27 protein-coding genes are annotated in these 22,904 nt (G+C 69.5%); 10 read left to right on the top strand and 17 right to left on the bottom strand.

All coding sequences use genetic code 11. The annotated features are described in order from the left end of the window. Positions 1 to 923 precede the first annotated feature (923 nt). Both TSB10GB4_RS01960 and TSB10GB4_RS01955 read left to right on the top strand, forming a co-directional pair. Complete coding sequence (locus TSB10GB4_RS01960; RefSeq protein ID WP_186394336.1) at positions 924 to 1,850, top strand: sulfite oxidase heme-binding subunit YedZ; 927 nt, start codon at positions 924 to 926, stop codon at positions 1,848 to 1,850. Positions 1,851 to 2,019: 169 nt separating this feature from the next. Next, positions 2,020 to 2,442 (top strand): organic hydroperoxide resistance protein, encoded by a 423-nt coding sequence (locus TSB10GB4_RS01955; RefSeq protein ID WP_186394335.1) that lies wholly within the window; start codon positions 2,020 to 2,022, stop codon positions 2,440 to 2,442. Positions 2,443 to 2,450: 8 nt separating this feature from the next. Here the strand turns inward: TSB10GB4_RS01955 and TSB10GB4_RS01950 are convergent, their stop codons facing one another. Further along, on the bottom strand, positions 2,451 to 2,975 hold the full coding sequence (locus TSB10GB4_RS01950; RefSeq protein WP_186387594.1) for a cyclic nucleotide-binding domain-containing protein: 525 nt from the start codon (positions 2,973 to 2,975) through the stop codon (positions 2,451 to 2,453). 186 nt (positions 2,976 to 3,161) lie between these two features. After that, positions 3,162 to 3,845: a response regulator transcription factor gene (locus TSB10GB4_RS01945; protein ID WP_186394334.1), complete on the bottom strand. Its 684-nt coding sequence runs from the start codon at positions 3,843 to 3,845 to the stop codon at positions 3,162 to 3,164. A gap of 165 nt (positions 3,846 to 4,010) precedes the next feature. Between TSB10GB4_RS01945 and TSB10GB4_RS01940 the strand changes: the two genes are divergently transcribed. The 6 genes from TSB10GB4_RS01940 to TSB10GB4_RS01915 all read left to right on the top strand — a co-directional run bounded on the left by TSB10GB4_RS01940 (position 4,011) and on the right by TSB10GB4_RS01915 (position 10,006). Next, positions 4,011 to 4,583, top strand: a complete 573-nt coding sequence (locus tag TSB10GB4_RS01940) for a L,D-transpeptidase (RefSeq protein ID WP_186394333.1) — start codon at positions 4,011 to 4,013, stop codon at positions 4,581 to 4,583. A 140-nt stretch (positions 4,584 to 4,723) separates the two neighbouring features. Beyond that, positions 4,724 to 5,641 carry a pirin family protein gene (locus TSB10GB4_RS01935; protein ID WP_186394332.1) on the top strand — a complete coding sequence of 306 codons (918 nt, stop codon included), beginning with the start codon at positions 4,724 to 4,726 and terminating at the stop codon, positions 5,639 to 5,641. A gap of 232 nt (positions 5,642 to 5,873) precedes the next feature. Further along, the gene (dapF, locus tag TSB10GB4_RS01930) at positions 5,874 to 6,782 is read left to right on the top strand and encodes a diaminopimelate epimerase (protein WP_186394331.1); all 909 of its coding nucleotides are present in this window, start codon (positions 5,874 to 5,876) and stop codon (positions 6,780 to 6,782) included. Next, positions 6,779 to 8,065 carry a tRNA (N(6)-L-threonylcarbamoyladenosine(37)-C(2))-methylthiotransferase MtaB gene (gene mtaB / locus TSB10GB4_RS01925; protein WP_186394330.1) on the top strand — a complete coding sequence of 429 codons (1,287 nt, stop codon included), beginning with the start codon at positions 6,779 to 6,781 and terminating at the stop codon, positions 8,063 to 8,065. Before dapF ends, mtaB begins: the two co-directional genes overlap by 4 nt. Positions 8,066 to 8,069: 4 nt before the next feature. Next, complete coding sequence (ftsY, locus tag TSB10GB4_RS01920; protein WP_186394329.1) at positions 8,070 to 9,362, top strand: signal recognition particle-docking protein FtsY; 1,293 nt, start codon at positions 8,070 to 8,072, stop codon at positions 9,360 to 9,362. Then, positions 9,362 to 10,006, top strand: coding sequence for a septation protein A (locus tag TSB10GB4_RS01915; RefSeq protein WP_186387587.1), 645 nt, complete (start codon positions 9,362 to 9,364; stop codon positions 10,004 to 10,006). The genes ftsY and TSB10GB4_RS01915 overlap by 1 nt, the downstream gene beginning before the upstream one ends. A gap of 28 nt (positions 10,007 to 10,034) precedes the next feature. On the opposite strand, the gene TSB10GB4_RS01910 is transcribed toward TSB10GB4_RS01915, so the two are convergent. The 4 genes from TSB10GB4_RS01910 to TSB10GB4_RS01895 all read right to left on the bottom strand — a co-directional run bounded on the left by TSB10GB4_RS01910 (position 10,035) and on the right by TSB10GB4_RS01895 (position 13,468). Beyond that, positions 10,035 to 11,285 carry a S9 family peptidase gene (locus TSB10GB4_RS01910; RefSeq protein WP_186394328.1) on the bottom strand — a complete coding sequence of 417 codons (1,251 nt, stop codon included), beginning with the start codon at positions 11,283 to 11,285 and terminating at the stop codon, positions 10,035 to 10,037. Between the two features lie 87 nt (positions 11,286 to 11,372). Further along, complete coding sequence (locus TSB10GB4_RS01905) at positions 11,373 to 11,579, bottom strand: DUF1737 domain-containing protein (protein WP_186387585.1); 207 nt, start codon at positions 11,577 to 11,579, stop codon at positions 11,373 to 11,375. A gap of 23 nt (positions 11,580 to 11,602) precedes the next feature. Then, positions 11,603 to 12,496, bottom strand: coding sequence for a CoA ester lyase (locus tag TSB10GB4_RS01900; protein ID WP_186394327.1), 894 nt, complete (start codon positions 12,494 to 12,496; stop codon positions 11,603 to 11,605). Positions 12,497 to 12,538: 42 nt separating this feature from the next. After that, entirely contained in the window at positions 12,539 to 13,468 is a 930-nt protein-coding gene (locus TSB10GB4_RS01895) for a DMT family transporter (RefSeq protein WP_186394326.1), read from the bottom strand. Between the two features lie 188 nt (positions 13,469 to 13,656). Between TSB10GB4_RS01895 and TSB10GB4_RS01890 the strand changes: the two genes are divergently transcribed. After that, complete coding sequence (locus TSB10GB4_RS01890) at positions 13,657 to 14,118, top strand: GNAT family N-acetyltransferase (protein WP_186394325.1); 462 nt, start codon at positions 13,657 to 13,659, stop codon at positions 14,116 to 14,118. Between the two features lie 17 nt (positions 14,119 to 14,135). Here the strand turns inward: TSB10GB4_RS01890 and TSB10GB4_RS01885 are convergent, their stop codons facing one another. Next, on the bottom strand, positions 14,136 to 15,179 hold the full coding sequence (locus tag TSB10GB4_RS01885; protein WP_186394324.1) for a DUF2125 domain-containing protein: 1,044 nt from the start codon (positions 15,177 to 15,179) through the stop codon (positions 14,136 to 14,138). A gap of 156 nt (positions 15,180 to 15,335) precedes the next feature. On the opposite strand from TSB10GB4_RS01885, the gene TSB10GB4_RS01880 reads away from it, so the two are divergent. Continuing rightward, entirely contained in the window at positions 15,336 to 15,887 is a 552-nt protein-coding gene (locus tag TSB10GB4_RS01880) for a gamma-glutamylcyclotransferase (RefSeq protein WP_186394323.1), read from the top strand. Between the two features lie 9 nt (positions 15,888 to 15,896). Here TSB10GB4_RS01880 and ureG read toward each other — a convergent pair whose 3' ends face one another. From ureG to TSB10GB4_RS01830, 10 genes are read right to left on the bottom strand one after another with little or no spacing between them, the layout of a single operon-like run. Then, complete coding sequence (gene ureG, locus TSB10GB4_RS01875; RefSeq protein WP_186387579.1) at positions 15,897 to 16,526, bottom strand: urease accessory protein UreG; 630 nt, start codon at positions 16,524 to 16,526, stop codon at positions 15,897 to 15,899. A gap of 23 nt (positions 16,527 to 16,549) precedes the next feature. After that, complete coding sequence (locus TSB10GB4_RS01870; protein ID WP_186394322.1) at positions 16,550 to 17,299, bottom strand: urease accessory protein UreF; 750 nt, start codon at positions 17,297 to 17,299, stop codon at positions 16,550 to 16,552. Then, the gene (locus tag TSB10GB4_RS01865) at positions 17,289 to 17,864 is read right to left on the bottom strand and encodes an urease accessory protein UreE (RefSeq protein WP_186394321.1); all 576 of its coding nucleotides are present in this window, start codon (positions 17,862 to 17,864) and stop codon (positions 17,289 to 17,291) included. The genes TSB10GB4_RS01870 and TSB10GB4_RS01865 overlap by 11 nt, the downstream gene beginning before the upstream one ends. Next, positions 17,861 to 18,469, bottom strand: coding sequence for a glutathione S-transferase family protein (locus TSB10GB4_RS01860; RefSeq protein ID WP_186394320.1), 609 nt, complete (start codon positions 18,467 to 18,469; stop codon positions 17,861 to 17,863). Before TSB10GB4_RS01860 ends, TSB10GB4_RS01865 begins: the two co-directional genes overlap by 4 nt. Before the next feature lie 42 nt (positions 18,470 to 18,511). Further along, complete coding sequence (ureC, locus tag TSB10GB4_RS01855) at positions 18,512 to 20,224, bottom strand: urease subunit alpha (protein WP_186394319.1); 1,713 nt, start codon at positions 20,222 to 20,224, stop codon at positions 18,512 to 18,514. 9 nt (positions 20,225 to 20,233) lie between these two features. Continuing rightward, on the bottom strand, positions 20,234 to 20,551 hold the full coding sequence (locus tag TSB10GB4_RS01850) for an antibiotic biosynthesis monooxygenase (RefSeq protein WP_186387574.1): 318 nt from the start codon (positions 20,549 to 20,551) through the stop codon (positions 20,234 to 20,236). A 3-nt stretch (positions 20,552 to 20,554) separates the two neighbouring features. Then, on the bottom strand, positions 20,555 to 20,983 hold the full coding sequence (locus TSB10GB4_RS01845; RefSeq protein ID WP_244296410.1) for a lysozyme inhibitor LprI family protein: 429 nt from the start codon (positions 20,981 to 20,983) through the stop codon (positions 20,555 to 20,557). 20 nt (positions 20,984 to 21,003) lie between these two features. Next, positions 21,004 to 21,309: an urease subunit beta gene (locus TSB10GB4_RS01840; protein WP_186394318.1), complete on the bottom strand. Its 306-nt coding sequence runs from the start codon at positions 21,307 to 21,309 to the stop codon at positions 21,004 to 21,006. Positions 21,310 to 21,324: 15 nt separating this feature from the next. Next, positions 21,325 to 21,627, bottom strand: coding sequence for an urease subunit gamma (locus TSB10GB4_RS01835; protein WP_158194080.1), 303 nt, complete (start codon positions 21,625 to 21,627; stop codon positions 21,325 to 21,327). 39 nt (positions 21,628 to 21,666) lie between these two features. Beyond that, the gene (locus TSB10GB4_RS01830) at positions 21,667 to 22,515 is read right to left on the bottom strand and encodes an urease accessory protein UreD (RefSeq protein ID WP_186387571.1); all 849 of its coding nucleotides are present in this window, start codon (positions 22,513 to 22,515) and stop codon (positions 21,667 to 21,669) included. Between the last annotated feature and the right edge of the window lie 389 nt (positions 22,516 to 22,904).

Raw genomic sequence — 22,904 nt, 5'->3', positions numbered from 1 at the left:
CCACGCCGGCCGGGCTTGAGGGAGCGGCAAGCCGAGAGGGAGATGGAGCGTTCGATCGATCACGTGAGGCGGACACGCCGTGCGACCCGACCGGCCGTCGAGGCCGTGGTTCCGTTAGGCGCCGCCCACGCGCAACCCATCTTGGGCCATGGCGGTTCACCATGCCGCCGAAACAGGCCGGACATACGAACCGCTGTCGATCCGAGCGAGCCTCAACTAATCGCTTGCCCTCAGGGGGCCGTCCACATACGGGTCGCGCTTCGCTTGCCCGGGAGGACGCCGGGGGAGGTGTGCGTCTGGGAGGAAGACGGGAGGGTGCGCGTCGTCGCCACCGCTCTGGGAACGAATGGGCCCCGGCGCGCGGCTTCGCCTTGGCCGGGGTGACGGCCGAGGGGATGTGAGGCGGTGCCTCCCTCTCGGAGGTCATCCCGGTCCAGCGCAGCGCAGAACCGGGAACCATTGGTACCCTTGGCGGGCATGAGGCGGAAGCGCATCGCCACCTTCCCGGCTGTCACGCCTGCGCAGGCAGGCGTCCAGCATCCGCTGGGGCGGATAGTGGCGCGAAGCTAGCCGCCACCGGCGTTCCGGCGGCCGTCGGCGGCGCCGAGGCTCGACTCGAACCGCTCGTGGTTACTGGTTCCCGGTCTCCGGCTGCGCCGGAACCGGGATGACATCTTGCGGGTGGGGCGGACGTCGGAGGATCGCTTCCGCCGTTCCTGCGCTCCACCCTTTCCTGGCGCTCTACCGGCGGGTACGAGCGGGGCTTTTCCTCACGGCGGTGCAGGGCGGCTTCACCAAAGCTTGAACAGGCGTGCCGCGACCGGCACCCTGCAAGGGGATATGTCTCCCGTGACAGGCCCCGGACATGGGCCCGGGGTGGGGCTAGAGGCAAGCGGGTGGACGCGGCGCGAATGGACAGGCAGATGCAGGCTCCACACTCTGGCGACCGAGGATCGCAGGTCCAACGGCCGGGGCGGCCGCGATACCAGATCTCTCTCCCGTGGCGGGAGCGCAACGGGCGCTTCTCGCCGCTGGGGCTCGTCGTGCTGCTGGCGATCCTGCTGCCGGGCGCGCATCTCGCCTATGGCCTGCTCGCCGGCACGCTCGGCGCCAAGCCGGTGACCGCGGCGCTGCACGGGGCCGGCGATTGGGCGATCCGCTTCCTGCTGCTGTCGCTGCTGGTGAGCCCGCTGCGGCGGGTGACCGGCTGGGGGAAGCTCATCGGCATCCGCCGCATGCTGGGCCTTGCCGCCGCCGGATACGCGCTGGCGCATCTGAGCCTTTATGCGGCCGACCAGTCCTTCGATCTTGCCAAGGTGGCAAGCGAGATCGTGCTGCGCGTCTATCTCACCATCGGCTTCGTCGCGCTGGTCGGGCTGCTGCTGCTTGCCGCGACCTCGACCGACGGGGCGATCCGGCGAATGGGCCAGAGCTGGCACCGGCTGCACCGGCTGACCTACGGGATCGCCGTGCTGGCGACGGTCCATTTCTTCCTGCAATCGAAGGCGGATGTGACCGAGGCGGTGCTGATGGCCGGCTTCCTGACGGCGCTGTTCGCCTGCCGCATCGCCCACAGGCTGGGCTTGAAACTGACGTCGCCCTTGGTGCTGGCGGGGATCGCGGTCTTTGCGGGGCTCGCCACCGCCGGCATCGAATACCTGTGGTACGCGCTGGCAACGGGAATTCCGGCGGAGCGGGTGCTCGCCGCCAATCTCGACTTCCGCTACTCGATCCGCCCGGCCTGGTGGGTGTTCGGCGCGATGCTCACTGTTGCCGCCCTGCCCTTGGTGCTGAGGCTCGGGTCCTGGGCACGGCAGGCGGCCGCGCCAGGCGCGGCGGGGCGCGGCTGATCCTTCGCGCGGCGGATTTTCGTCATTTTTCCCGGAAAGGTTGCGAGTGGATCGGGTCAGAAAAATAAATCGTACACAATTATATTGTGCACGATCTAATTTGCGCCTATATAGGGGCGGCACCGAGCCACACTCGGCGACGCAGCAACGCACACGCAAGGAGACCGATATGGCCATTCTCTACACCGCCCACGCTTCCGCCACGGGCGGGCGCACCGGCAATGCCAAGTCCGACGACGGCCGCCTGGAGGTGACCCTGTCGACGCCGAAGGAACTCGGCGGCGACGGCGGCGCCGGCACCAATCCGGAGCAGATGTTCGCGGCCGGCTATTCGGCCTGTTTCCTCGGCGCGATGAAATTCGTCGCCGGTCAGCAGAAGCTGAAACTGCCCGAAGAGACGCAGGTCGCCGCCGATGTCGGCATCGGCCCGCGCGACGACGGCACCGGTTTCGGCATCGCCGTGACGCTGACCGTCACCATCCCCGGCCTCGACAAGGCCGAGGCGCAGGCTTTGGTGGAAAAGGCGCATGTGGTGTGCCCCTATTCGCACGCAACGCGGGGCAACATTCCGGTGACGCTCAACGTCGCCTGAGCGCGACCTCAGGTCCCGCCGTTGCCCTCGCCGTTCTGCGCGGCGCGGCGGGACTCGCGAAAGGCGCTGTGCTCGCGCTCCAACTGCTCCAGCACCGTGCCGACACGGGCCAGCGCCCCGGCGGTCGCGCGGAAGCGGCCCGCCCGCGCCTCGAACAGGCGGCGGGCGATCTCGGGAAATTCCTGCAACATGCGCTTGAACAGCGCCCGGCGGATGCGGATCACCTCGGTCGGGCCGACGGCGACCGCGCGGGCCGGGCGGCGCGTCTCGACCAAGAGCGCCGTTTCGCCGATCAGGCTGCCGGGGCCGAAGCTGCCGAGCTCCTGGCGGTCCTCGCCGTCGCCCTCCAGCAGCACCGCGCCGCTGGCGACGACCAGGCCGGCATCGGCGCGCTCGCCGGCGATGAACAGCACCTCGCCGTCGCGATAGGAGACATTCTCGGCCGAGAAGGCGAGCAGGCGCATCTGCTCGTCCGGGAATTCGGCGAGCAACGGCACCTGGCGCAGCAATTCCATATCCCGGGCGAGACTCATGTCTTGAGCATTACGCCGAAGCCGGCAATCTGCACAAGCCCGGAAACCGCTTCGCCCGGCGGCTGACCGGGTGGCCGGTGGACAGCCGGCCGGTGGACCGTGGGCCGGTGGACAGTGGGCGGGTGAACTGTCGGCCGGTGAACTGTCGGCCGGTGGACAGTCGCGCGGCGCGGCGTCCCGCGACGATCAGGGAACCAGCTTGTAGCCACCGGCCTCGGTCACCAGCAATTCGGCATTGGAGGGATCGCGTTCGATCTTCTGCCGCAGCCGGTAGATGTGGGTTTCCAGCGTGTGGGTGGTGACGCCGGAATTGTAGCCCCAGACCTTGGTCAGCAGCACGTCGCGGGTCACCGGTTGCTCGCCGGCCCGGAAAAGGAACTTCAGGATCGAGGTTTCCTTCTCGGTCAGGCGGATCTTGCTGCCGGCCTCGTCGGTCATCAGCTTCTGCGCCGGACGGAAGGCATAGCGGCCGATGGTGAAGACCGCGTCCTCGCTTTGCTCGTGGCTGCGCAGATGCGCCCTGAGGCGGGCGAGCAAAACGGCGAACTTGAACGGCTTGGCGACATAGTCGTTGGCGCCGGCCTCCAGCCCGAGGATCGTGTCGCTGTCGGTGTCGTGGCCGGTCAGCATGATGATCGGCGCCTTGAAGCCCTTCTTGCGCAGCAGCTTTACCGCCTCGCGGCCGTCGATGTCGGGCAGGCCGACATCCATCAGCAGCAGGTCGGTGTGGCCGTCCTCGGCCAGCTTGATGCCGGTGGCGGCATTGGACGCCTCGCGCGTCTCGAACTCCTCGTAGAGCGAGAGCTGCTCCACCAGCGCCTCGCGCAGATCGTCGTCGTCGTCGACGATGAGGATTTTGCGTGCGGGCATGGACGTGTCCTTTCCTGAGCGAAGGGCATGGCGCGGAATCTGCACCGGTTTTCCTGACATAAGCAAGCGGACACGATTGCGCGAGGGCGGATTGACGCAAAGCCCGGCTTGCGCCAACACATCCTGCTCACGCAACCTTGAGACCCGTGTGAGGACGCATCCGCCATGACGCTGGATCTTGTCGCGCCGCGCAGCCGCCCCGCCCTGTCGCGGGAGGGACAACGGGGCGAAACCTTGCGGGTCCGCACGCTTTCGGCGGGTGCGACGCGCGGCGTGCTGCAGTTCGGCGGGATCGTGGTGCCGTGTGCAATAGGGCGCGGCGGGATTTCCCGCTTTAAGCGCGAGGGCGATGGGGCAACGCCGGCCGGCCGCTTCGAGCTGCTACAGGTCTACTATCGGCCAGACCGGGGCGGGCGGCCGCGCTCGGCCCTGCCGGTGGCGGAGCTGCCGCGCGCCGGCTGGTGCGACGCGCCGGGCCATCCGCGCTACAACCGGCTGGTGCCGCTGCCCTGTGCCGCCTCGCACGAGGTGCTGTGGCGCGACGACCCGCTCTATGACATCGTCGTGGTGCTCGACTGCAACCTCAATCCGGCGGTCGGCGGCCTCGGCAGCGCCATCTTCTTTCACCTGGCGCGGCCCGGCTACACGCCGACGGAAGGCTGCGTCGCGGTGGCGCGGCCGGATATGGAGATCCTGCTTTCCGCCTGCGGTCCGGGCGCGGCCATCGAGATCGGCTGAACGGCGGGGAGCGATTGGTCTCCCAAGCTTGAACACTGCGTCCAGCGGCCGGGCACTGTTACGATGGGGCAGGGCGCCTATCTTTGGCGAAACGATCCGCAACGCCCGCCTTGCAGAGGGCGGGAGAAAGGCGAAGTCCCATGTCCGTCAGACCCGTGACCCATCTGGAGACGGCGAAGCCGACGCTGGAAGGCGCCGGCGTCAAGCTGCACCGCGCCTTCGGCTTCGGCGATCCGACTGCGCTCGACCCGTTCCTGCTGTTCGACGATTTCCGCAACGAGCGGCCGCAGGACTACCGGGCCGGCTTTCCCTGGCATCCGCATCGCGGCATCGAGACCATTACTTATGTTCTGGCCGGCACCGTCGACCATGGCGACAGTCTCGGCAACCAGGGCACGCTGGGGGCGGGCGACATCCAGTGGATGACCGCCGGCAGCGGCATCATGCATCAGGAGATGCCGAAGGGCGACGCCAAGGGGCGGATGCACGGCTTCCAGCTCTGGGCCAACCTGCCCTCCGCGCTGAAGATGACCAGCCCGCGCTACCAGGACGTGCCCTCGACCGAGATCCCGGAAATCACCGACGACGACGGCACCCATGTGCGCGTCATCTGCGGCGAGTTCTGGGGCAAGCGCGGCCCGGTCGACGGCATCGCCGCCGACCCGAACTATGCCGACATCTTCGTGCCGGCCGGGCGCACCAAGCGCTTCAAGGTCGACACCTATCGCAAGGCCTTCGCCTATATCTTCGAGGGCTCGGGCACGTTTCGCGATGCCTCGCAGCCCTTCGGCGTGCTGCTGGAGAAGGAGGTCGACGGCGAGGAGGTGCATGTGCGCGACGAGAGCGGCGACCGCACCCTGGTGCGCTTCGGCACCGGCGACGAGGTGACCGTGACCGCCGGGCCGAACGGCATCCGCTTCCTGCTGGTCTCCGGCGCGCCGATCCGCGAGCCGGTGGCCTGGCACGGGCCGATCGTCATGAACACCCGCCAGGAGCTGATCCAGGCGGTGAGCGAGCTGCAGAACGGCACCTTCATCCGCGAGGGTGCCCGGCGCTGACAGACGCGCCGGGGAACACGTCCGGGCGGCAGGCCCGCCCGGACGCTGCTGTCCCGTCCCGGCTTTCTGCGGCCCACCAGTGCGGCGAAACACGCGAAGACTGGAACCGCGCGGCCTTTTCCGCCATATAGACGGGAACGGCCGGTCGCGCCTTGCCCGATATCGGGTGGCGCGCCGCAGATGGCCTGCCCCGAGCGACAGGCGGCGGGCGGCGAGATGGACGATTTTCGCGATGAGCGAGCGCAGGATTCCCTTTCTGAAGATGAACGGGCTCGGCAACGATTTCGTTGTCTGGGATGCCCGTGAGGCCCCCGTGCGCCTCGACCCGCAAGCGATCCGCCGGATCGGCGCCAGGGACGGCGGCATCGGCTTCGACCAGATGATCACGGTGGAGCGCAGCCCCGCCGGGGCGGATGCCTTCATGCGCATCCACAACCGCGACGGCGGCGAGGTCGACGCCTGCGGCAATGCCACGCGCTGCATCGGCCGGCTCCTGATGGAGGAGAGCGGCGGCACGGCCGCGACCATCGAGACCAATGCCGGGCTGCTGAAGGCCCTGGCGACCGACAGTCCGCGCCGGGTCACGGTGGACATGGGCCGCCCGCGCTTTGCCTGGAACGAGATCCCGCTGGCCGAGGAATTCCACGACACGCGGGCGATCGAGCTGCAGATCGGGCCGATCGACGCGCCGATCCTGCACACGCCCTCGGTGGTCAATGTCGGCAATCCGCATGCGATCTTCTGGGTGCGCGATCTGGATGCCTACGATCTTTCGCGCATCGGGCCGATGCTGGAAAACCATCCGATGTTCCCGGAGCGGGCGAATATCTCGCTCGCCCATGTCCTGTCGGACAAGGAGGTCGAGATCCGGGTGTGGGAGCGCGGCGTCGGGCTGACAAGGGCCTGCGGCACGGCGGCCTGCGCCGTCGGCGTTGCCGCCGCGCGCGACCTGCGCACCGGGCGCAAGGTGCGGGTGCTGCTGCCGGGCGGGCCGCTCGACATCGAGTGGCGCGAGAGCGACGACCACATCCTGATGACCGGCGACACCGAGGTGGAGTTCGAGGGGCTGCTCGACCCGGAGACGCTGACCTTCGAGAAGACCGCGCCCGGCGACCGGCCGATCCTCGAGGTGGTCCGGTGAGCATCGACGTCGTCACGTTCGGCTGCCGCCTCAACGCCTACGAATCCGAGGTGATGAAGCGCGAGGCGGAGGCCGCCGGCCTCAAGGACGCGATCCTGATCAACACCTGCGCGGTGACGGCGGAGGCGGTGCGCCAGGCGCGCCAGACCATCCGCAAGGCGCGGCGCGACAATCCGGGCGCGCGCATCATCGTCACCGGCTGCGCCGCCCAGACCGAGGCGGAGACCTTTGCCGGCATGGCGGAGGTCGACCTCGTCCTCGGCAATTCGGAGAAGCTGGAGCGCGCCTCCTACGGCCGCGTCGCGCAGTTCGGCCTCGACGACAGCGAGAAGATCCGCGTCAACGACATCATGAGCGTGCGCGAGACGGCCGAGCACCTGATCGACGGGCTGGAGGGGCGGGCGCGCGCCTTCGTGCAGGTGCAGAACGGCTGCGACCATCGCTGCACCTTCTGCATCATCCCGTTCGGGCGCGGCAATTCCCGCTCGGTGCCGATGGGCGTCGTCGTCGACCAGATCGCACGGCTGGCGGACAACGGCTACCGCGAAGTGGTGCTGACCGGCGTCGACATCACCAGCTACGGTGCCGACCTGCCGGGGACGCCGAAGCTCGGCGATCTCGTCGCCAAGATCCTCAAGCTGGTGCCGGGGCTCGACCGGCTGCGGCTGTCCTCGATCGATTCCATCGAGGCGGACCCGGCCTTGATGCGGGCGATCGCCGAGGAAGAGCGGTTGATGCCGCATCTGCACCTGTCGCTGCAGGCCGGCGACGACATGATCCTCAAGCGGATGAAGCGGCGGCACCTGCGCGCCGACACGATCGGCTTTTGCGAGGAGGTGCGCCGGCTGCGCCCGGACGTGGTGTTCGGCGCCGACATCATCGCCGGCTTCCCGACCGAGACCGAGGCGATGTTCGCCAATTCGCTCGCCATCGTCGACGATTGCGGGCTGACGCATCTGCATGTCTTCCCGTTCTCGCCGCGCAAGGGCACGCCGGCGGCGCGCATGCCGCAGCTTCCGCGCCAGGTGGTGAAGGAGCGGGCCGCGCGGCTGCGCGACAAGGGCGAGGCGGCGCTGCTCGCGCATCTGGAAGCCGAGCAGGGGCGCGAGCGGCAGGTCCTGATCGAGCGCGAGGGGCTGGGGCGCAGCGAACAGTTCACCCAGGTGGAGTTCTCGCCCGAGGCCGCGGACGGCAAGGCGGCGGGCGACCTTGTCAGGCTGCGCATTGCCGGGCATACCGGGCGGCACTTACTCGGCGTAACCACCGGTCGACAGGCGGCATGACGGCATGAGCGAGCAGAAACGCGGGTTCCTCGGACGCCTGTTCGGCGGACGGGAGGCGCCACCGCGCCCCGAAGCGCCGGAAACGCCCGAAACGCCGGAGACGGGCGCACCCCTGCCGGCGACCGGGGCTGGCGCCGAGGCGGCGCCCGAAGCAGTGCCTGAAGCAGTGCCCGAAGCGCTACCCGAAGCCTTTCCCGAGGTCCGGCCGGACGATCTGCCCGATGCTGCGGCCGACGAGCCGGCGGCCGACGCGGCTGTTGAAGAGCCTGTCGAGGCGCCCGTCGAGGCGCTCGCCGAAGAGCCCGCCGAAGACCCCGAGACACAGTCGGAGCCCGAAGCCGGGCCCGAAGCCGAGCCCGAGCCGGCGCCGCGCCGCTCCTGGCTGTCGCGGCTGACGGCGGGCCTGTCACGCTCCTCCGCCTCGCTGACCGGGGGCATCTCCTCGCTCTTCACCAAGCGCAAGCTCGACGCGGCGACGCTGGAGGAGCTGGAGGACCTGCTGATCCAGGCCGATCTCGGCGTCGAGACGGCGATGGCGATCACCGAGCGCATTGCCGAGGGCCGCTTCAACAAGCAGATCTCGCCGGACGAGGTGCGCCGGATCCTGGCCGAGGAAGTGACCAAGGTGCTGGCGCCGGTGGCCCGGCCGCTGGTCGTCGAGACCGGGCACAAGCCGCATGTGGTGCTGGTGGTCGGCGTCAACGGCACCGGCAAGACCACGACCATCGGCAAGCTGGCGGCGAAACTGACCGCCGAGGGCCGCAAGGTGATGCTGGCGGCGGGCGACACGTTCCGCGCCGCCGCCGTCGAACAGTTGAAGATCTGGGGCGCGCGCACCGGTGCGCCGGTGATTGCCCGCGACACCGGCGCCGATGCGGCCGGCCTCGTCTTCGACGCGATGCAGGCGGCGCGCGCGGCCGGCTGCGACGTGCTCCTGATCGACACGGCCGGGCGGCTGCAGAACCGCGCCGAGCTGATGGCGGAGCTGGAGAAGGTGGTGCGGGTGATCCGCAAGCACGATCCGTCCGCCCCGCACAGCGTGCTGCTGACGCTGGACGCGACGACCGGCCAGAACGCCATGAACCAGGTCGAGATCTTCGGCCGCACGGCCGGCGTCACCGGCCTCGTGATGACCAAGCTCGACGGCACCGCACGCGGCGGCATCCTCGTCGCCATCGCGGCGAAACATGCCCTGCCGGTGCATTTCATCGGCGTCGGCGAGGGCATCGACGATCTCGAACCCTTTACTGCGGAGGAGTTTGCCTCCGCCATCGCCGGCAAGGAAACGGAGAGCTGATGGAATTCGAACAGGGACCCAACGCGCCGGGCCGCAAGGAGCTGTCGCCGCTCCTGAAGCTGGCGCTGGAACTGGGGCCGCTGGTCCTGTTCTTCCTCGCCAATGCGCGCGGAGACCTGCTCTACGAGCGGTATCCGGCCTTGTCCGTGCTGGGCGCGCCGATCTTTCTCGCCACCGCCGTGTTCATGGTGGCGATCACCGTGTCGCTGGCCGTCTCCTATGCGCTGACGCGGCGCCTGCCGGTGATGCCGGTGGTGTCCGGCATCGTCGTGCTGGTGTTCGGCGCGCTGACCCTGTGGCTGCATGACGAGCTGTTCATCAAGCTCAAGCCGACCATCGTCAACGCGCTGTTCGGCTCGGTGCTGCTCGGCGGGCTGCTGTTCGGCAAGGCGCTGCTCGGCTATGTCTTCGACAGCGTCTTCCGCCTCGACGACGACGGCTGGCGCAAGCTGACCTTCCGCTGGGGGCTCTTCTTCTTCTTCCTCGCCGTGCTCAACGAGGTGGTCTGGCGGGCCTTCTCCACCGACTTCTGGGTGTCGTTCAAGGTGTTCGGCGTCATGCCGATCACCATCGCCTTCACCCTGTTCCAACTGCCGCTGATCCAGCGCCACGCGCTGGAGGACGAGACGGACCGCGCCGGCTGAAAGTGCCGGCGGCGGCCTCGTCCCGCGGTCAGTTCAGGCTGTCGAACCAGATCTTCCATTGCGGCACGGCGCTGGCGAAGGTGCCGCGATGCGAGGTGGGGCCGGTGGTGACCGCCTCGACATTCGGATTGCCGGCGCCCATCGCCTGCTGATAGGTCATCGCCAGCCGGCCGAGACCGGTGGCGATCGCCTCGTCCGCCTCGCCGTAATAGGTGCGCACCGGCGTCGCGTAGAGCCAGCGATAGACCTCCGTCCCCGCGACCAGGCGGCCATAGGCCGAGGCGGCGAAGAAGCGGGCGTCGAAATAGTCCGCATTGAGCAGCTCGTGCAGGTCGGTCGGGATCTTCGTCGGATCGACCGGCTCGCGGGCATAGGCCTTGCGCGCCAGCTCGTAATGCGCGTCCTTGATCAGCGACCGGGCAAGGCCGGGCACGCCATAGTAATTCTCGAAAGAGAAGGCGGAGAGGATGAACAGGCTGTTGACCCAGTCGGCATCGTTGGCGCGCGGATAGCTGAGAAAGCCGTTGAGCGCGGCGAAGACGTCGATCGGCGCGCTGGCGGTGGCGGTCGCGTTCACCGAGGTGCCGGACTGCTCCAGCCGCTCCAGCATGGCGAGGGTGACGAAGCCGCCCTGCGACCAGCCGCCGAGATAGAGCCCGTCATCGGCAAGGCCGAGATGGGCGATCACCGCGCGGCCGGCGGTGAGCATGTCCTGCGTCGCCTGCTGGTGGCTGGCCTTAACCATGTAGCCCTCCGGCTCCGCCGAGGTGCCGAGGCCGAAATAATCCGCACCGATCAGCAGATAGCCCTGGCCGGCGAACTGGGCGATCATCAACTGGGTTTCCGGCGACTGGTCGGCAAAGGAGGGCACCTGCTCCTTTCCGTAGACCGTGCCATGCTGGTAGGAGACCAGCGGCAGGCGCGTCGCCTCGACCTCCGGCACCGCCAGCAGGCCGCTGGCCACGGTCGGCCGGTTGCCCTGTTCGGGGATCACCGAGCCATAGGTGACCCGGTAGAGGCGCACAGCATTGGTCGCCGGCGTGTAGGCGACGTCAACGCCGAAGAATTTCGGCGTGTCGACGCTCAGGATCGTGTTGAGCGCGTCGACATCGAGCCGGCCGACCAGTTGATAGCTGACGGTGGAGCTGACCTCGACGGGGGGCTCAAGAGGCGCCGCGGCGGGTTGATCGGCGCTGACGCCGGGCGAGGCGATGGCTCCGCCGAAGAGGAGCGCCAGGGCGGCGAGCGCGCGGCGGGGCAACAGGCGGGCAAGCTGCATGAGATCCGGTCTCCCGATAAGGCCCAAGCGGGCGCCTCATCGGTACACCGGATGTGCGAAGATATCGTTGCCGGCCGCGACGCGCGCTCAGTAGTCGCCGAGCTTCATCTCCGGCTCGTAGTCGACGCCGTCGACTTCCTTGATCACCGCCTGACCGCAGATCGTCAGCCCGCGCACCGCGTCGAAGGAGAGCTGCGGCGAGCCGTGCAGGTGCCAGCCCTTGTTGAGTGCGGCGGTGACCCGGTGGCAGAAGGCGCTGTCGTCGGGGCCGGTGATGAAGCGATAGAGTCTCATGGGGGGTGCTCCTTGCTGCTGGATCAGGCGTTGCGCGCGGCGATGGCGTCGGCAATGGCGACGAGGCGGGCGCCCATTTCGGCGTGAAGCCGCTCGACCATGCGGCCCTCGACCTGGATCGCGCCCTTCGACGCGTTTTCCGGCCGCTCGAACTCGGCGATGATGCGGCGCGCCCAGGCGATGTCGGCCTCCGCCGGGCTGAAGGCGGCGTTGCAGGGGGCGGCCTGCTTCGGGTGGATCAGCGTCTTGCCGTCCATGCCCATTTCCGCGCCCTCGCGGCATTCGGCGGCAAAGCCGGCCTCGTCGTCCAGCGTGTTGTAGACGCCGTCGATAATGTCGATGCCATAGGCTCTGGCGGCGGCGAGACAGGTCATCAGCCAGGGCCGCATCGGCGCGCGCCCCGGCACCAGGGCGGCGCGGGTTTCCTTCGCCAAATCGTTGGTGCCCATGACGAAGCAGGAAAGGCGCGTCTCGGGATTTGCGGCCGCGGCGGCAATGGCGGCGGCGTTCAGCATGGCGAGCGGGGTTTCCATCATCGCCCAGAGCCGGACGTTTGCTGGCACGCGCGCCGCGTTGAGCTTGTGCGCGACGCGCTCCAGATCGGCCGGCGAGGAGACCTTGGGCAGCAGGATCGCATCCGGCCGGGCGGCCATCGCCATGTCGAGATCGGCCGGCCCCCAGGGCGTCGACAGGCCGTTGATGCGGATCACCACTTCGCGGTGGCCGTAGCCGCCCTGCGCCAACGCTTCGCGGATCTGGTCGCGGCCGGTCTCCTTGGCGTCAGGCGCGACCGCGTCCTCCAGGTCGAGGATCAGCGCGTCGACGTCGAGCGTGCGGGCCTTGTCCAGCGCGCGGGCGTTGGAGCCGGGCATGTAGAGGACGCTGCGGCGGGGGCGGATCGTGGCGGGTGCGGTCATCGGGCCTCGTCTCCTCAAGGTGGCGCGGGTGAGCGTCTTCCTCTAGGCGCTGGTTTCCTCCTCCGCCAGCCGTCTTTTCGTCGGAGAGCGGAAGATCATGTCCTTTGCGGCGACCACCGCGCCGAGGGTGACGAGGGCGCAGGCGAGCGCCACCACGGTGGTGAAGGCGCCGAAGCCGAAGGCGATCAGCAGCAGGGTGGACAGCACCGGCGCGGCATAGGCGCCGGCGCCCAGCACCTGGATGTCGCCGCGCTTGACGCCGATGTCCCAGACGAAGAAGGCAAGGCCGACGGGAAAGGCGGCAAGCGCCAGCACCGCGCCCCATTCACTGGGGCTTGCCGGCCAGACGGTGGTCTCGAAGGCGAGATGGGCGGCGAGCGACAGGGCCGAGGTACCGAGGCAGAAGCCGGCGACCGCTTCCGTCGGCACCTTGCCGAGCCGGCGCGAGAGCACCGAATAGCTCGACCAGAACAGCGCCGAGGCGCAGGCGGCGAGATAGCCCGGCACATGGGCCGGATCGAGCGCCAGCCCCTTGCCGCCGGTGACCAGCAGCGCGGCGCCGGCAAGGCCCAGCAGCGTGCCGAGGAGGTGATGGGCCTTGAGCCTTTCGCCCGGCAGCAGCGCCGAGAACACGACGATCAGCAGCGGCCAGGTGTAGTTGATGAGGTTGGCATCGACCGGCGGAGCGTTGCGGATGGCGGTGAAGTAGAAGAAATGGAAGCCGAACAGGCCGAGCGTGCCGAAGGCCATCACCCCGAGCGACTGGCGCATCCGGGCGAGGCGGCCGGTCAGGCCAAGCCAGAGCGTCGCGGCAAGGCCGGACAGGCCGAAGCACAGCGCATTGAGCAGGAAGGGCGGCACCTTGCCGGAAGCGGCGCCGAACAGGCCGAGGGTCGACCACATCAACACGGCGGTGAGGCCGATCAGGGTGGCGCGCAGGCGACCGGAGGCGGCGAGGCTGGGCTCGGACATCGGGCGGGTTCCGGATGGAAGGTGGCAGGTCGGTGACTATTCGCAGCCGGCCGCGCCGACGTCAATCGCGCGCCTACGCGCTGTTACCATGCGGCGCATCTGGCAGTTGAAATCGCGGCGTCATTCGGGGCAAGGTGACGGCCCGGTCCGGCATGGCCCGGCAAACCAATCCCTGTTTCGGAGTGTTCATGAGCACCATCGCCATCAAGCAGCTCGGCCCGGATGACGCACCGGCGCTGGCCCCGCTGATCGCCGAATATGCACAGGCGCTGAAGCGCGGCGCGCCGCGCCGGCCCGACCAGTTCTACGCCGAGCGCATCCTTGGCGACCGGACGGCGGAAGTGATCGGCGTCGAATACGAGGGGCGGCTGGTGGGCTTTGCCATCTATTTCGACCTGCCGGAGATCATTTCCGGCCTGCGCACCGGCCAGTTGGACGAGATCTACGTGCATCCGGACACCCGCAACAAGGGGCTGGCGCGGCGGATGATCGAATGGCTGGTAGCTGAGGGCGCGCGGCGCGGCTGGTACGAGCTGCGCTGGATCGTGCCGGGCAAGAACGTGCCGGCCGTCACGCTCTACGATCAGATCGCCGAGCCGGCGGACTGGAAGGGCTATATCCTGGCGATCGACCGCGGCGGCAACGACTGAGCGCCGGCCGCCGCGCCTCAGCGCAGCGGCGGCAGGGTGCCGAGCGGGATGAAGCCGACGCGGGCCGTGCCGCCGGCAAAGGCGAGCGGCACGGTGACCGCCGGGCCGCCGTCGAGGGTTGCCGGCTGGCCGAGGGCGGCCAGCGCCCCGGCAAGCGAGGCCGGCACCTTCGAGCCTTCAGGAAAGAACGGGGCGAGCAGCGGCGGCAGGCCGGTGGCCCCGGCAACGGTGAGCGGCAGGGTGCCGTTGAGCCGTCCCGCCGCGTCGAGCCACAGGCTGCCGGTCGCCGACAGGGTGACCCCGCCCGAGGCAAGGCGCAGGTCGCGAACCGTCAGCGCGCCCTCGCTTTTCAGCAATGCGAGCGGGTCGGCGCCGCCGGGCGCCAGCAGCGCCGCGCCGCCGGCGAGCCGCACATTCGCCAGGACATCGACAGGCGCGGCCGTTCCCGGCAGGGCAAGCGCGTCGAGCCGCAGGGCGGCCTCCGCATCCTCGGCCGTGTCCGGCGAGCGGCGCAGGTGCAGGTTCGCCAGTGCGGCCGACCCCGCCACGGTGTCGTCGGCGAGGCTGAGCACGGGCGCGACGATCTCCACGTCGCTGCGGTCGAGCGCGGCGGTGCCGAGCCGCAGGCTGGCGCGGGCGGTGGTCCAGCCGGCCTTGAGGCCGGCGGCAAGGCCGTTGCCCTCGACCGCGACCGGACTGTCGGCCTCCAGGATCACATGCCAGGGATTGTAGGCAAGGGCGACGGCGCGGAAGCCCTCGACCTGCGCCCGCTCGCCGTGCGCGCCGGCCACCGACAGCGGCTGGCAGGACAGTTCGAGGTGGAAGGGATAGCCGCCGAGGTTCTGCCCGGTGCAGGCGATCTCGCCGCCTTCCGCGCGCGCCGCCATGCGGACATTGGTAAAGAGATCGGCGACCACGCCGCGGGCGATCGACCAGTAGCCGCTCCACAGGGCGATGACCAGGACGACGAGCGTCGCCAGCAGGATGTAGCCGCGCCGCGAGGTCGGCTTGCGAGCGGGCGTGCCGGTTTCGGACGGGGGGCGGTCCGTGCTGTCGGTCATGTGATCTGTCCCGTGATGTGGCGCCCGGCCGGGCGTGGTGATGCCTGTAAGCATGCCGGCGCGGCGGATTCAAGGCCGTTCGGCACGGTTGCCAGCGGCGAGCGCTGTTGCTAGGCGTCTGACCCGGACGGGACGACACGAGGCCGGATGCGAGCGATGCAGGATCTTTGGGTGTTCGGATACGGCTCGCTGATGTGGCGGCCGGGCTTCGAGTACGAGGAGGCGGTGCAGGGCGTGCTGCACGGCGCCCATCGCTCGCTCTGCATTTATTCCTGGGTGCATCGCGGCACCGAGACGCGGCCCGGCCTGGTGCTCGGCCTCGACCGGGGCGGCGCCTGCCGCGGCATGGCCTTTCGCGTTGCCGCCCGCCGGCGGGACGAAGTGATTGCCTACCTGCGCGAGCGCGAACAGGCGACCATGGTCTACCGGGAGGCGCATCGGCGGGTGCGGCTGGAGGGCCGCGCCGACCGGCAGGTCAGCGCGCTGACCTATGTGGTCGACCGGACCCACCCGCAATATGCCGGCGTGCTGTCGCTGGAGCGGCAGCTCGAACTGGTCAGCGGCGCCGTCGGCCAGTCCGGCGCCAATCCCGACTATGTGCTCAACACCGTCGACCACCTGGCGCAGATCGGCATCCGCGACCACGGGCTGGAAACGCTCGGCAGGCATCTGCGCCAGTCGATGGCGCCACGGCTCTCCGCCGGCTGAGCGGCTGCCTTACGCGACCGCCGAAGGCGCCAGCCCGCCGCGCGTGACGATGAAGTCGAGCACCGCGTCGACGCCCTTGCCGTCCTTGACATTGGTGAAGACGAAGGGCCGTTCCTTGCGCATCAGGCGGGAGTCCCGGTCCATCACCTCCAGCGAGGCGCCGACCAGCGGCGCGAGGTCCGTCTTGTTGATGACGAGAAGGTCGGAACGGGTGATGCCGGGCCCGCCCTTGCGCGGGATCTTGTCGCCGGCGGAGACGTCGATGACATAGATCGTCAGGTCGGCAAGCTCCGGCGAGAAGGTGGCGGCGAGATTGTCGCCGCCAGACTCGATCAGGATCAGGTCGAGGGCGGGAAAGGCGGCCTCCAGCTCGGCGACGGCGGCAAGGTTGATCGAGGCATCCTCGCGGATCGCGGTGTGCGGGCAGCCGCCGGTCTCCACGCCGCGAATGCGCTCGGCCGCCAGCGCGCCGGAGCGGGTCAGGAACTCGGCGTCCTCGCGGGTGTAGATGTCGTTGGTGATGGCGGCGATGTCATAGGTGTCGCGCAGCCGCTTGCACAGGGCGTCCATCAGCGCCGTCTTGCCGGAGCCGACGGGGCCGCCGATGCCGATGCGCAGGGGGCCGTTGGGGGAGGGCATGGGGATCTCCTTCGAAAAGCCGCTCAAGAGCGGAACAGCCGGGTGTACTGGGTCTCGTGCTTCATGGAGGCGATGTCGGCGGCAAAGGCGCAGCCGCCGATCTCCTCGAGCGGCGCTTGAAGCGCGGCCGCGGCAAGGGTGACGATCTCGTCCCCCAACCCGTTGACGACGCGCTGGCCGTCGGTCTGGCCGAGCGGCACGGCGCGCACCGCCGCCGAGACGAGGTTGGCGGCAAAGGCATGCAGGAAGGCGGTGGCGACCGGCCCTTCCGGCAGGCCCCAGGCCGCGGCGGCGGCGGAAAATGCCAGGGCATAGGTCCACTCCCCGCGCGCAAGCGCGGCCTCGCCTTGTGTCAGGCGGGCGAAAAGCCGCGTTGCCGCCGTGTCTCCGGAGGGAGGCCAGGCGCCGATGATGGCGGCGATGAAGGCATCGCCCTGCGCGCTCGCCTCCAGCCGGCGCTCCGAACTCGGCTGCAGGGCGAGCGACAGGTCTAGCAGCTCGCGGAACGCCGCCTCCTCGCCGAGGGCGGCCGCGCGCAGTCCGTGGACGAGCAGCAGCGTGTCGCTCCAGCCGGCGCCATGGCGTAGCACGCTGGTCACCCAGGCCCGCAGCGTCGCGGCATCGCGCACAGTGCCATCCTCGACCGCCCATTCCAGACCGTGGCTATAGGTATAGGCGCCGACCGGGAAGGACGGCGAGGTCCAGGCGAGCAGGGTGTGCAGCCCCGCGCCGGAAAGGCCGGCGCCGGACCCGGCGCTCGTCTCAGGAGCCATCCGCAGCGGGGCCGTCATGAGAGTGCGCGTGCGCGTGGGAGTGGGAGTGGGAATGGCCGTGAGGATGGTGGTGGCCGGCCTCATGGGAATGCGAATGGCCGTGGGAATGGGGATGGTCGTGCCCCTCGACAGTGCCGTGGCCATAGGCGCCGCCTTCCGGATCGAAGGGGGCGACGAGCGGGGTGATCGTGCCGCCGAGCCGGGCCACCATGTCCTCGATCACGTGGTCGCGGCGGATGCGCAGGGCCCCACGCAGGAGCTGGGTCGGCAGATGGCGGTTGCCGAGATGCCAGGCGATGCGCAGCAGGTCGTCGGCGGTCGCCGCCTCGATCTCGACAAGCTCCTCGCCGGCCGCGAGAACGGCGACGATGCGGCCGTCCTCCAGCAGCAGTCCGTCGCCGTGATGCAGTTGCACCGGGCGCGGCAGGTCGAGCAGCACGCGGGTGCCGCCGGCACAGTCCAGCACCGCGCGGCGGCGGTGCCGGTCCTCCCGGTCGAGCACGATGCTGTCGGCCGGCGCGCCTTCCCAGCGGCCGGCGGCGAGGATCTCCTGTACCCGGATCATGCGATGGCCTCGGCTCCTCGTTTCATGGCGGCGGCCAGGGCCGGCCGCGAACCGGCCCGCTCGAGATAATCGGCGAGGGGGCCGCTCTCCGGCAGGTCGAACTTCGCCAGCCTCGCCCAGTTGGCACAGTGGACGATCAGGATGTCGGGCAGGGTGAATTCCGCCCCCATGACGAACGGGCCTTCGCCCAGAAGGTGCTCGAGATGGCGCAGGCCGGCGGCGAATTCGGCGGCGCAGACGCGCTTGACCTCCGGCACCCGCAGCTCCTCCGGATGGATGAAGCTGTTCTTGGCGGCCGTCCACAGGGCGCCTTCCAGCACGTCGACGGTGAACTGGGTGATCCCGTCCTGGCGCGCCCGCTCCAACGTGCCGGCGGGACAGGTCAGCCTGCCGTGCTTGTCGGCGAGATACTGGCAGATGGCGACCGAATCGGTCAGCACTGCGTCGCCGTCCTTCAGCACCGGCACCTTGCCGGTCGGATTGAGCGCGGTGACCTCAGCGGCGTGCGGGGCCGCCGGGATGTAGTCGTAAGGTTCGCCCAGTTCCTCCAGCATCCACAGGACCCGCATGGCGCGGGTGCGCGGATAGCCGATCAGCGTGTACATGCAAGACTCCTCCGGTCGGTGACGGTTCCTCCGTCCTCGAACCTAGAACAGGAAATAGCGCTGGGCCATCGGCAGGACCTTTGCGGGTTCGCAGGTCAGCAGCTCGCCGTCGGCGCGCACCTCGTAGGTCTCCGGGTCGACCTCGATCACCGGGGTGGCGTCGTTCAGCACCATCGAGGCCTTGGAAATGCCCGAACGGGTGTTGGAGACCGGCAGCACCAGCCGGTCGAGGCCGAGCCGCTCGCCAATGCCGTCGTCGAAGGCGGCCTGCGAGACGAAGGTGACGCTGGAGGCGGTCATCGAGCGGCCATAGGCACCGAACATCGGCCGGTAGTGGACGGGCTGCGGCGTCGGGATCGAGGCGTTGGGGTCGCCCATCGGCGCGGCGGCGATGGTGCCGAGCTTGAGCACCAACTCCGGCTTGACGCCGAAGAAGGCGGGATCCCACAGCACCAGGTCGGCGAGCTTGCCGACCTCGACCGAGCCGACATGCTGCGAAATGCCATGGGCGATGGCCGGGTTGATCGTCACCTTGGCGATGTAGCGGCGGACGCGCAGGTTGTCGTTGTCGCCGGCCTCGCCGGCAAGGCGGCCGCGCTGGACCTTCATCTTGTGGGCGGTCTGGAAGGTGCGGATGATCACCTCGCCGACCCGGCCCATCGCCTGGCTGTCGGAGGCGATGATCGAGAAGGCGCCCATGTCGTGCAGGATGTCCTCCGCCGCGATGGTCTCCTTGCGGATGCGGCTTTCGGCGAAGGCGACGTCCTCGGGGATCGAGCTGTCGAGGTGGTGGCACACCATCAGCATGTCGAGATGCTCGTCGATGGTGTTGACCGTGTAGGGCCGCGTCGGATTGGTCGAGGAGGGGATGACATTCGCCTCGCCGCACAGCTTGATGATGTCCGGCGCGTGGCCGCCGCCGGCGCCTTCCGTGTGGAAGGCGTGGATGGTGCGGCCCTTGAAGGCGGCGGTGGTGTTTTCCACGAAGCCGCTCTCGTTGAGCGTGTCGGTGTGGATCATCACCTGGATGTCATAGGCATCGGCGACCGCCAGGCAGCAGTCGATGGCCGCCGGCGTGGTGCCCCAGTCCTCGTGCAGCTTCAGCGCGCAGGCGCCGGCGAGGATCTGCTCCTCCAGCGCCGCCGGCAGCGCGGCATTGCCCTTGCCGGCGAAGGCGAGGTTCATCGGGAAGGCCTCGGCGGCCTGCAGCATGCGCTCCATGTGCCAGGGGCCGGGGGTGCAGGTGGTGGCGTTGGTGCCGGTTGCCGGGCCGGTGCCGCCGCCCAGCATGGTGGTGACGCCGGACATCAGCGCCTCGTCGATCTGCTGCGGGCAGATGAAGTGGATATGCATGTCGAGGGCGCCGGCGGTGACGATCTTGCCCTCGCCGGCGATGGCCTCGGTGCCCGGTCCGATGACGATGTCGACGCCGGGCTGGATGTCCGGGTTGCCGGCCTTGCCGATGCCGGAGATGCGCCCGCCGGTCAGGCCGATATCGGCCTTGTAGATGCCGGTATGGTCGATGATCACCGCATTGGTAATGACCGTGTCGACGGCGCCTTGCGCCCTGGTGCGCTGGGACTGGCCCATGCCGTCGCGGATCACCTTGCCGCCGCCGAACTTCACCTCCTCGCCATAGATGGTGAAGTCCTTCTCGATCTCGATGACAAGGTCGGTGTCGGCAAGGCGGAGCCGGTCGCCGGTGGTCGGTCCGAACATGTCCGCATAGGCGGCGCGGCTGATCTTGAAGGGCATGGCCTTACCTCAATAGGTGACGATTTCCGAGTAGCTGGCGATGTCGGCCTCGACGCCGAGGCGGCGATAGAGCGCACCGGGGTCGGAACCGCGGGCTTCGTAGAGCTTTCCAAGCGCCTCGCGCGCGGCGGCGAGATGGCCGGCGCTCTCCCAGCGGGCGAGGTTGACGAGATTGAACCGGCCGGGGCCGCCGGCCTTGCGGTAGAGGGCGCCGGACAGGAAGCCCGGCTGGGCCGCCAGGAACGCCCGGTGCTCCGAGAACTCGTCGAGAAACGCCTCGACCGCCTCCTCGGGAACCACGAACTTGTTGATCACGGTGACGCCCATCGCTCAGTTCCCCAGACCCTCGGTCAGTTGTTCCAGTTCCTGGGTGCGCTGCTCGGTCAGTTCGGCAAGGCAGGAATAGATAAGCATCGGCTCCATCGAGCCGCCGCGGGCGAGGAAGCCGGCGGCGGCGCAGGCCTTGTCGCGATAGGGGACCCAGGCGCGCTGGGCCTCCTTCAGCGCCTCGGCGGCGCCCTTGAGGTCGGCGGAGAGATCGGCGTCCATGGCGCGCATCGCCTTCATCGCCGCCGCGTAGGCGGTGTTGAGCTCTTTGTCGGCGGCTTCCCAGTCCTTCTCGGCGCAGTAAGTGAGCTCCATCTGAACAGTGGCGTTCTCGCAATCGATGCCCGGATCCTGCTGGGCACTGGCGGGAGCGGCCGGCAGCCACAGGGCGAGCAGGACGGCGGGGGCGGTCAGGAATGCTGGGCGGGTCACGTCGGGTGTCCTTCGGTTGGTCAGAGCGTGCCCATCACCTTGCCATTGAAACCGTAGACCGCGCGATCCCCCACATAGGGAACGAGGCTGATCTTGCGCGTCTGGCCCGGCTCGAAGCGGATCGCCGTGCCGGCGGGAATGTCCAGCCGGTGGCCGCGCGCCGCCACCCGGTCGAAGGCGAGCGCCGGGTTGGTCTCGGCGAAATGATAGTGGGAGCCGACCTGCACCGGACGGTCGCCGGTGTTGGCGACCTCGATCTCCAGCACGCGGCGGCCGGCATTGAGCTCGATGTCGCCCTCGGCGGGCATCAGTTCACCCGGGATCATCCGGCGCTCCTTCTGTCAGCGAATCGGCTGGTGGACGGTGACGAGCTTGGTGCCGTCGGGAAAGGTCGCCTCCACCTGCACGTCGTGGATCATCTCGGCGATGCCGGGCATCACCTGGTCGCGGGTCAGCACCTGGCCGCCGGCGCTCATCAGCTCGGCGACGCTGCGCCCGTCGCGGGCGCCCTCGACGACGAAGTCGCTGATCAAGGCCACGGCCTCGGGATAGTTGAGCAGGACGCCGCGGGCGAGCCGCTTGCGGGCGACCTCGGCTGCCATGGCGATCAGCAGCTTGTCCTTTTCCCGCGGGGTCAGTTTCATGGCCTGGTCCTCATCTGCATCTGCGGTGCGTGCCTGTCCTCAGCAATACCATGTGCGCGGCAGGCGCGTGCCGCGCCAGGTCTCCAGGAAGGAGACGAGGCCGGCGCGCAGGTCCTGGCCGCTGTCGGCGAGAAAGCGGAAGACGAGAAGGTCGGGAAGGGCGCTGACGCCGCCGCGCAGCCGCTCGCCGAGCAGCGGGCCCATCGCCTCGCGCGCCCGCTCCAGCAGGCCGGAGACGCCCTCGCGGCAATCGACCAGCGTGGCGAAGGCGCGGCTGCCGGCCGCCGTCGCCGAGCCGGAGAGAATGTCGGTGGCATCGCCCTGGATGCGGGCCTCGTCGGCGAAGATCAGCCGGCCGTCGCGGCGGATGCGCCAGCGGTCGCGGAAGCCGAGGGCGTGCACATCCTCGCCCATCGCCTCGCGCCCGAGCACCAGGCTCTCCACCGCCAGCAGCCGGGCGCCGGGGGCAAGGTCGACGGTGAGCGAGCGCTGCAAGGAGGCGCGGTCGAACAGGATGGTCTCCTGCGGCAGCCATTCCAGCACCGCGTCCTCCTCCGCGCGCAGGGCGCTCGCCACCTCGGCCGGGCCGTCGATGCTGCGATAGACCCGCTCGGCCGCCTGGGTGGTCAGCACCGCATGGGCGCCGGGGCCGGCGGTGGCGTCGAACTCGATGCGGTCGCCGCCGGTCAGGCCGCCGGCGGTGTTGAGGAAGACGGCGACCGGCGGGGAGCCGTGGGTCTTCGGCAGGCGGATCTTGGCGGAGCCGCTCTGGCCGAGCTCCTTCAGCCGCGTCGCGTCGCCCTGCCGCGCGAAGGTGACATGGGCGTGCCCGTGCGCGCGCTGCATCGCGGGGGACGGGATCGCCGGGGCTGCGGGTTCGACGGTCATTCGGCTGTTTGGCCTCGCTCGAATAGTCATGGGAATCCGGAGCTTACGCCGGACGTTCGAGAGCCGCGAGAGGGTCGCGGCCGGTCGTCGCGCCCCTGTCGCAGGGGCGTCGGACGCTGCCAAGCAAGAGCGGGGCCAGTCGCGACCGGCCGCGGCCGGGCGGGCGGCGGCGGCTTCCCGGCGCGGCGGACGGGAGCGACTGCCTCAATCTTCGGCAAATGCCGCTTGCGCGGGCAGGGGCGGTTGCCGCGCATAAGGGCGGGCGGCGGACAGGGGCGGAAAACTTGCAGGTTTTGCATTCCGCCCGCAGGATCGGTTACATATATCCGGCATGGACATTCGGGCATGGACGGGGCCTCCCACGGGCGGCCCGTCCCGGCGCGGACAAT

This window comes from Stappia sp. TSB10GB4 (assembly GCF_900185745.1).
Classification (GTDB): domain Bacteria; phylum Pseudomonadota; class Alphaproteobacteria; order Rhizobiales; family Stappiaceae; genus Stappia.
This window is presented reverse-complemented; position numbering and strand designations above follow the sequence as displayed.

Bases quoted from the DNA above. Each gene is read 5' to 3' on its own strand.
- TSB10GB4_RS01835 (WP_158194080.1), bottom strand. From the start codon at position 21,627: ATGAAACTGACCCCGCGGGAAAAGGACAAGCTGCTGATCGCCATGGCA.
- TSB10GB4_RS01915 (WP_186387587.1), top strand. From the start codon at position 9,362: ATGGAATTCGAACAGGGACCCAACGCGCCGGGCCGCAAGGAGCTGTCG.
- TSB10GB4_RS01850 (WP_186387574.1), bottom strand. From the start codon at position 20,551: ATGGGCGTCACCGTGATCAACAAGTTCGTGGTTCCCGAGGAGGCGGTC.
- TSB10GB4_RS01890 (WP_186394325.1), top strand. From the start codon at position 13,657: ATGAGCACCATCGCCATCAAGCAGCTCGGCCCGGATGACGCACCGGCG.
- TSB10GB4_RS01840 (WP_186394318.1), bottom strand. From the start codon at position 21,309: ATGATCCCGGGTGAACTGATGCCCGCCGAGGGCGACATCGAGCTCAAT.
- TSB10GB4_RS01865 (WP_186394321.1), bottom strand. From the start codon at position 17,864: ATGATCCGGGTACAGGAGATCCTCGCCGCCGGCCGCTGGGAAGGCGCG.
- TSB10GB4_RS01940 (WP_186394333.1), top strand. From the start codon at position 4,011: ATGACGCTGGATCTTGTCGCGCCGCGCAGCCGCCCCGCCCTGTCGCGG.
- dapF (WP_186394331.1), top strand. From the start codon at position 5,874: ATGAGCGAGCGCAGGATTCCCTTTCTGAAGATGAACGGGCTCGGCAAC.
- TSB10GB4_RS01860 (WP_186394320.1), bottom strand. From the start codon at position 18,469: ATGTACACGCTGATCGGCTATCCGCGCACCCGCGCCATGCGGGTCCTG.
- ureC (WP_186394319.1), bottom strand. From the start codon at position 20,224: ATGCCCTTCAAGATCAGCCGCGCCGCCTATGCGGACATGTTCGGACCG.
- ureG (WP_186387579.1), bottom strand. From the start codon at position 16,526: ATGCCCTCCCCCAACGGCCCCCTGCGCATCGGCATCGGCGGCCCCGTC.
- TSB10GB4_RS01830 (WP_186387571.1), bottom strand. From the start codon at position 22,515: ATGACCGTCGAACCCGCAGCCCCGGCGATCCCGTCCCCCGCGATGCAG.
- TSB10GB4_RS01895 (WP_186394326.1), bottom strand. From the start codon at position 13,468: ATGTCCGAGCCCAGCCTCGCCGCCTCCGGTCGCCTGCGCGCCACCCTG.
- TSB10GB4_RS01960 (WP_186394336.1), top strand. From the start codon at position 924: ATGCAGGCTCCACACTCTGGCGACCGAGGATCGCAGGTCCAACGGCCG.
- TSB10GB4_RS01950 (WP_186387594.1), bottom strand. From the start codon at position 2,975: ATGAGTCTCGCCCGGGATATGGAATTGCTGCGCCAGGTGCCGTTGCTC.
- TSB10GB4_RS01955 (WP_186394335.1), top strand. From the start codon at position 2,020: ATGGCCATTCTCTACACCGCCCACGCTTCCGCCACGGGCGGGCGCACC.
- TSB10GB4_RS01935 (WP_186394332.1), top strand. From the start codon at position 4,724: ATGTCCGTCAGACCCGTGACCCATCTGGAGACGGCGAAGCCGACGCTG.
- TSB10GB4_RS01900 (WP_186394327.1), bottom strand. From the start codon at position 12,496: ATGACCGCACCCGCCACGATCCGCCCCCGCCGCAGCGTCCTCTACATG.
- TSB10GB4_RS01880 (WP_186394323.1), top strand. From the start codon at position 15,336: ATGCAGGATCTTTGGGTGTTCGGATACGGCTCGCTGATGTGGCGGCCG.
- ftsY (WP_186394329.1), top strand. From the start codon at position 8,070: ATGAGCGAGCAGAAACGCGGGTTCCTCGGACGCCTGTTCGGCGGACGG.
- TSB10GB4_RS01945 (WP_186394334.1), bottom strand. From the start codon at position 3,845: ATGCCCGCACGCAAAATCCTCATCGTCGACGACGACGACGATCTGCGC.
- TSB10GB4_RS01910 (WP_186394328.1), bottom strand. From the start codon at position 11,285: ATGCAGCTTGCCCGCCTGTTGCCCCGCCGCGCGCTCGCCGCCCTGGCG.
- TSB10GB4_RS01905 (WP_186387585.1), bottom strand. From the start codon at position 11,579: ATGAGACTCTATCGCTTCATCACCGGCCCCGACGACAGCGCCTTCTGC.
- TSB10GB4_RS01885 (WP_186394324.1), bottom strand. From the start codon at position 15,179: ATGACCGACAGCACGGACCGCCCCCCGTCCGAAACCGGCACGCCCGCT.
- TSB10GB4_RS01870 (WP_186394322.1), bottom strand. From the start codon at position 17,299: ATGGCTCCTGAGACGAGCGCCGGGTCCGGCGCCGGCCTTTCCGGCGCG.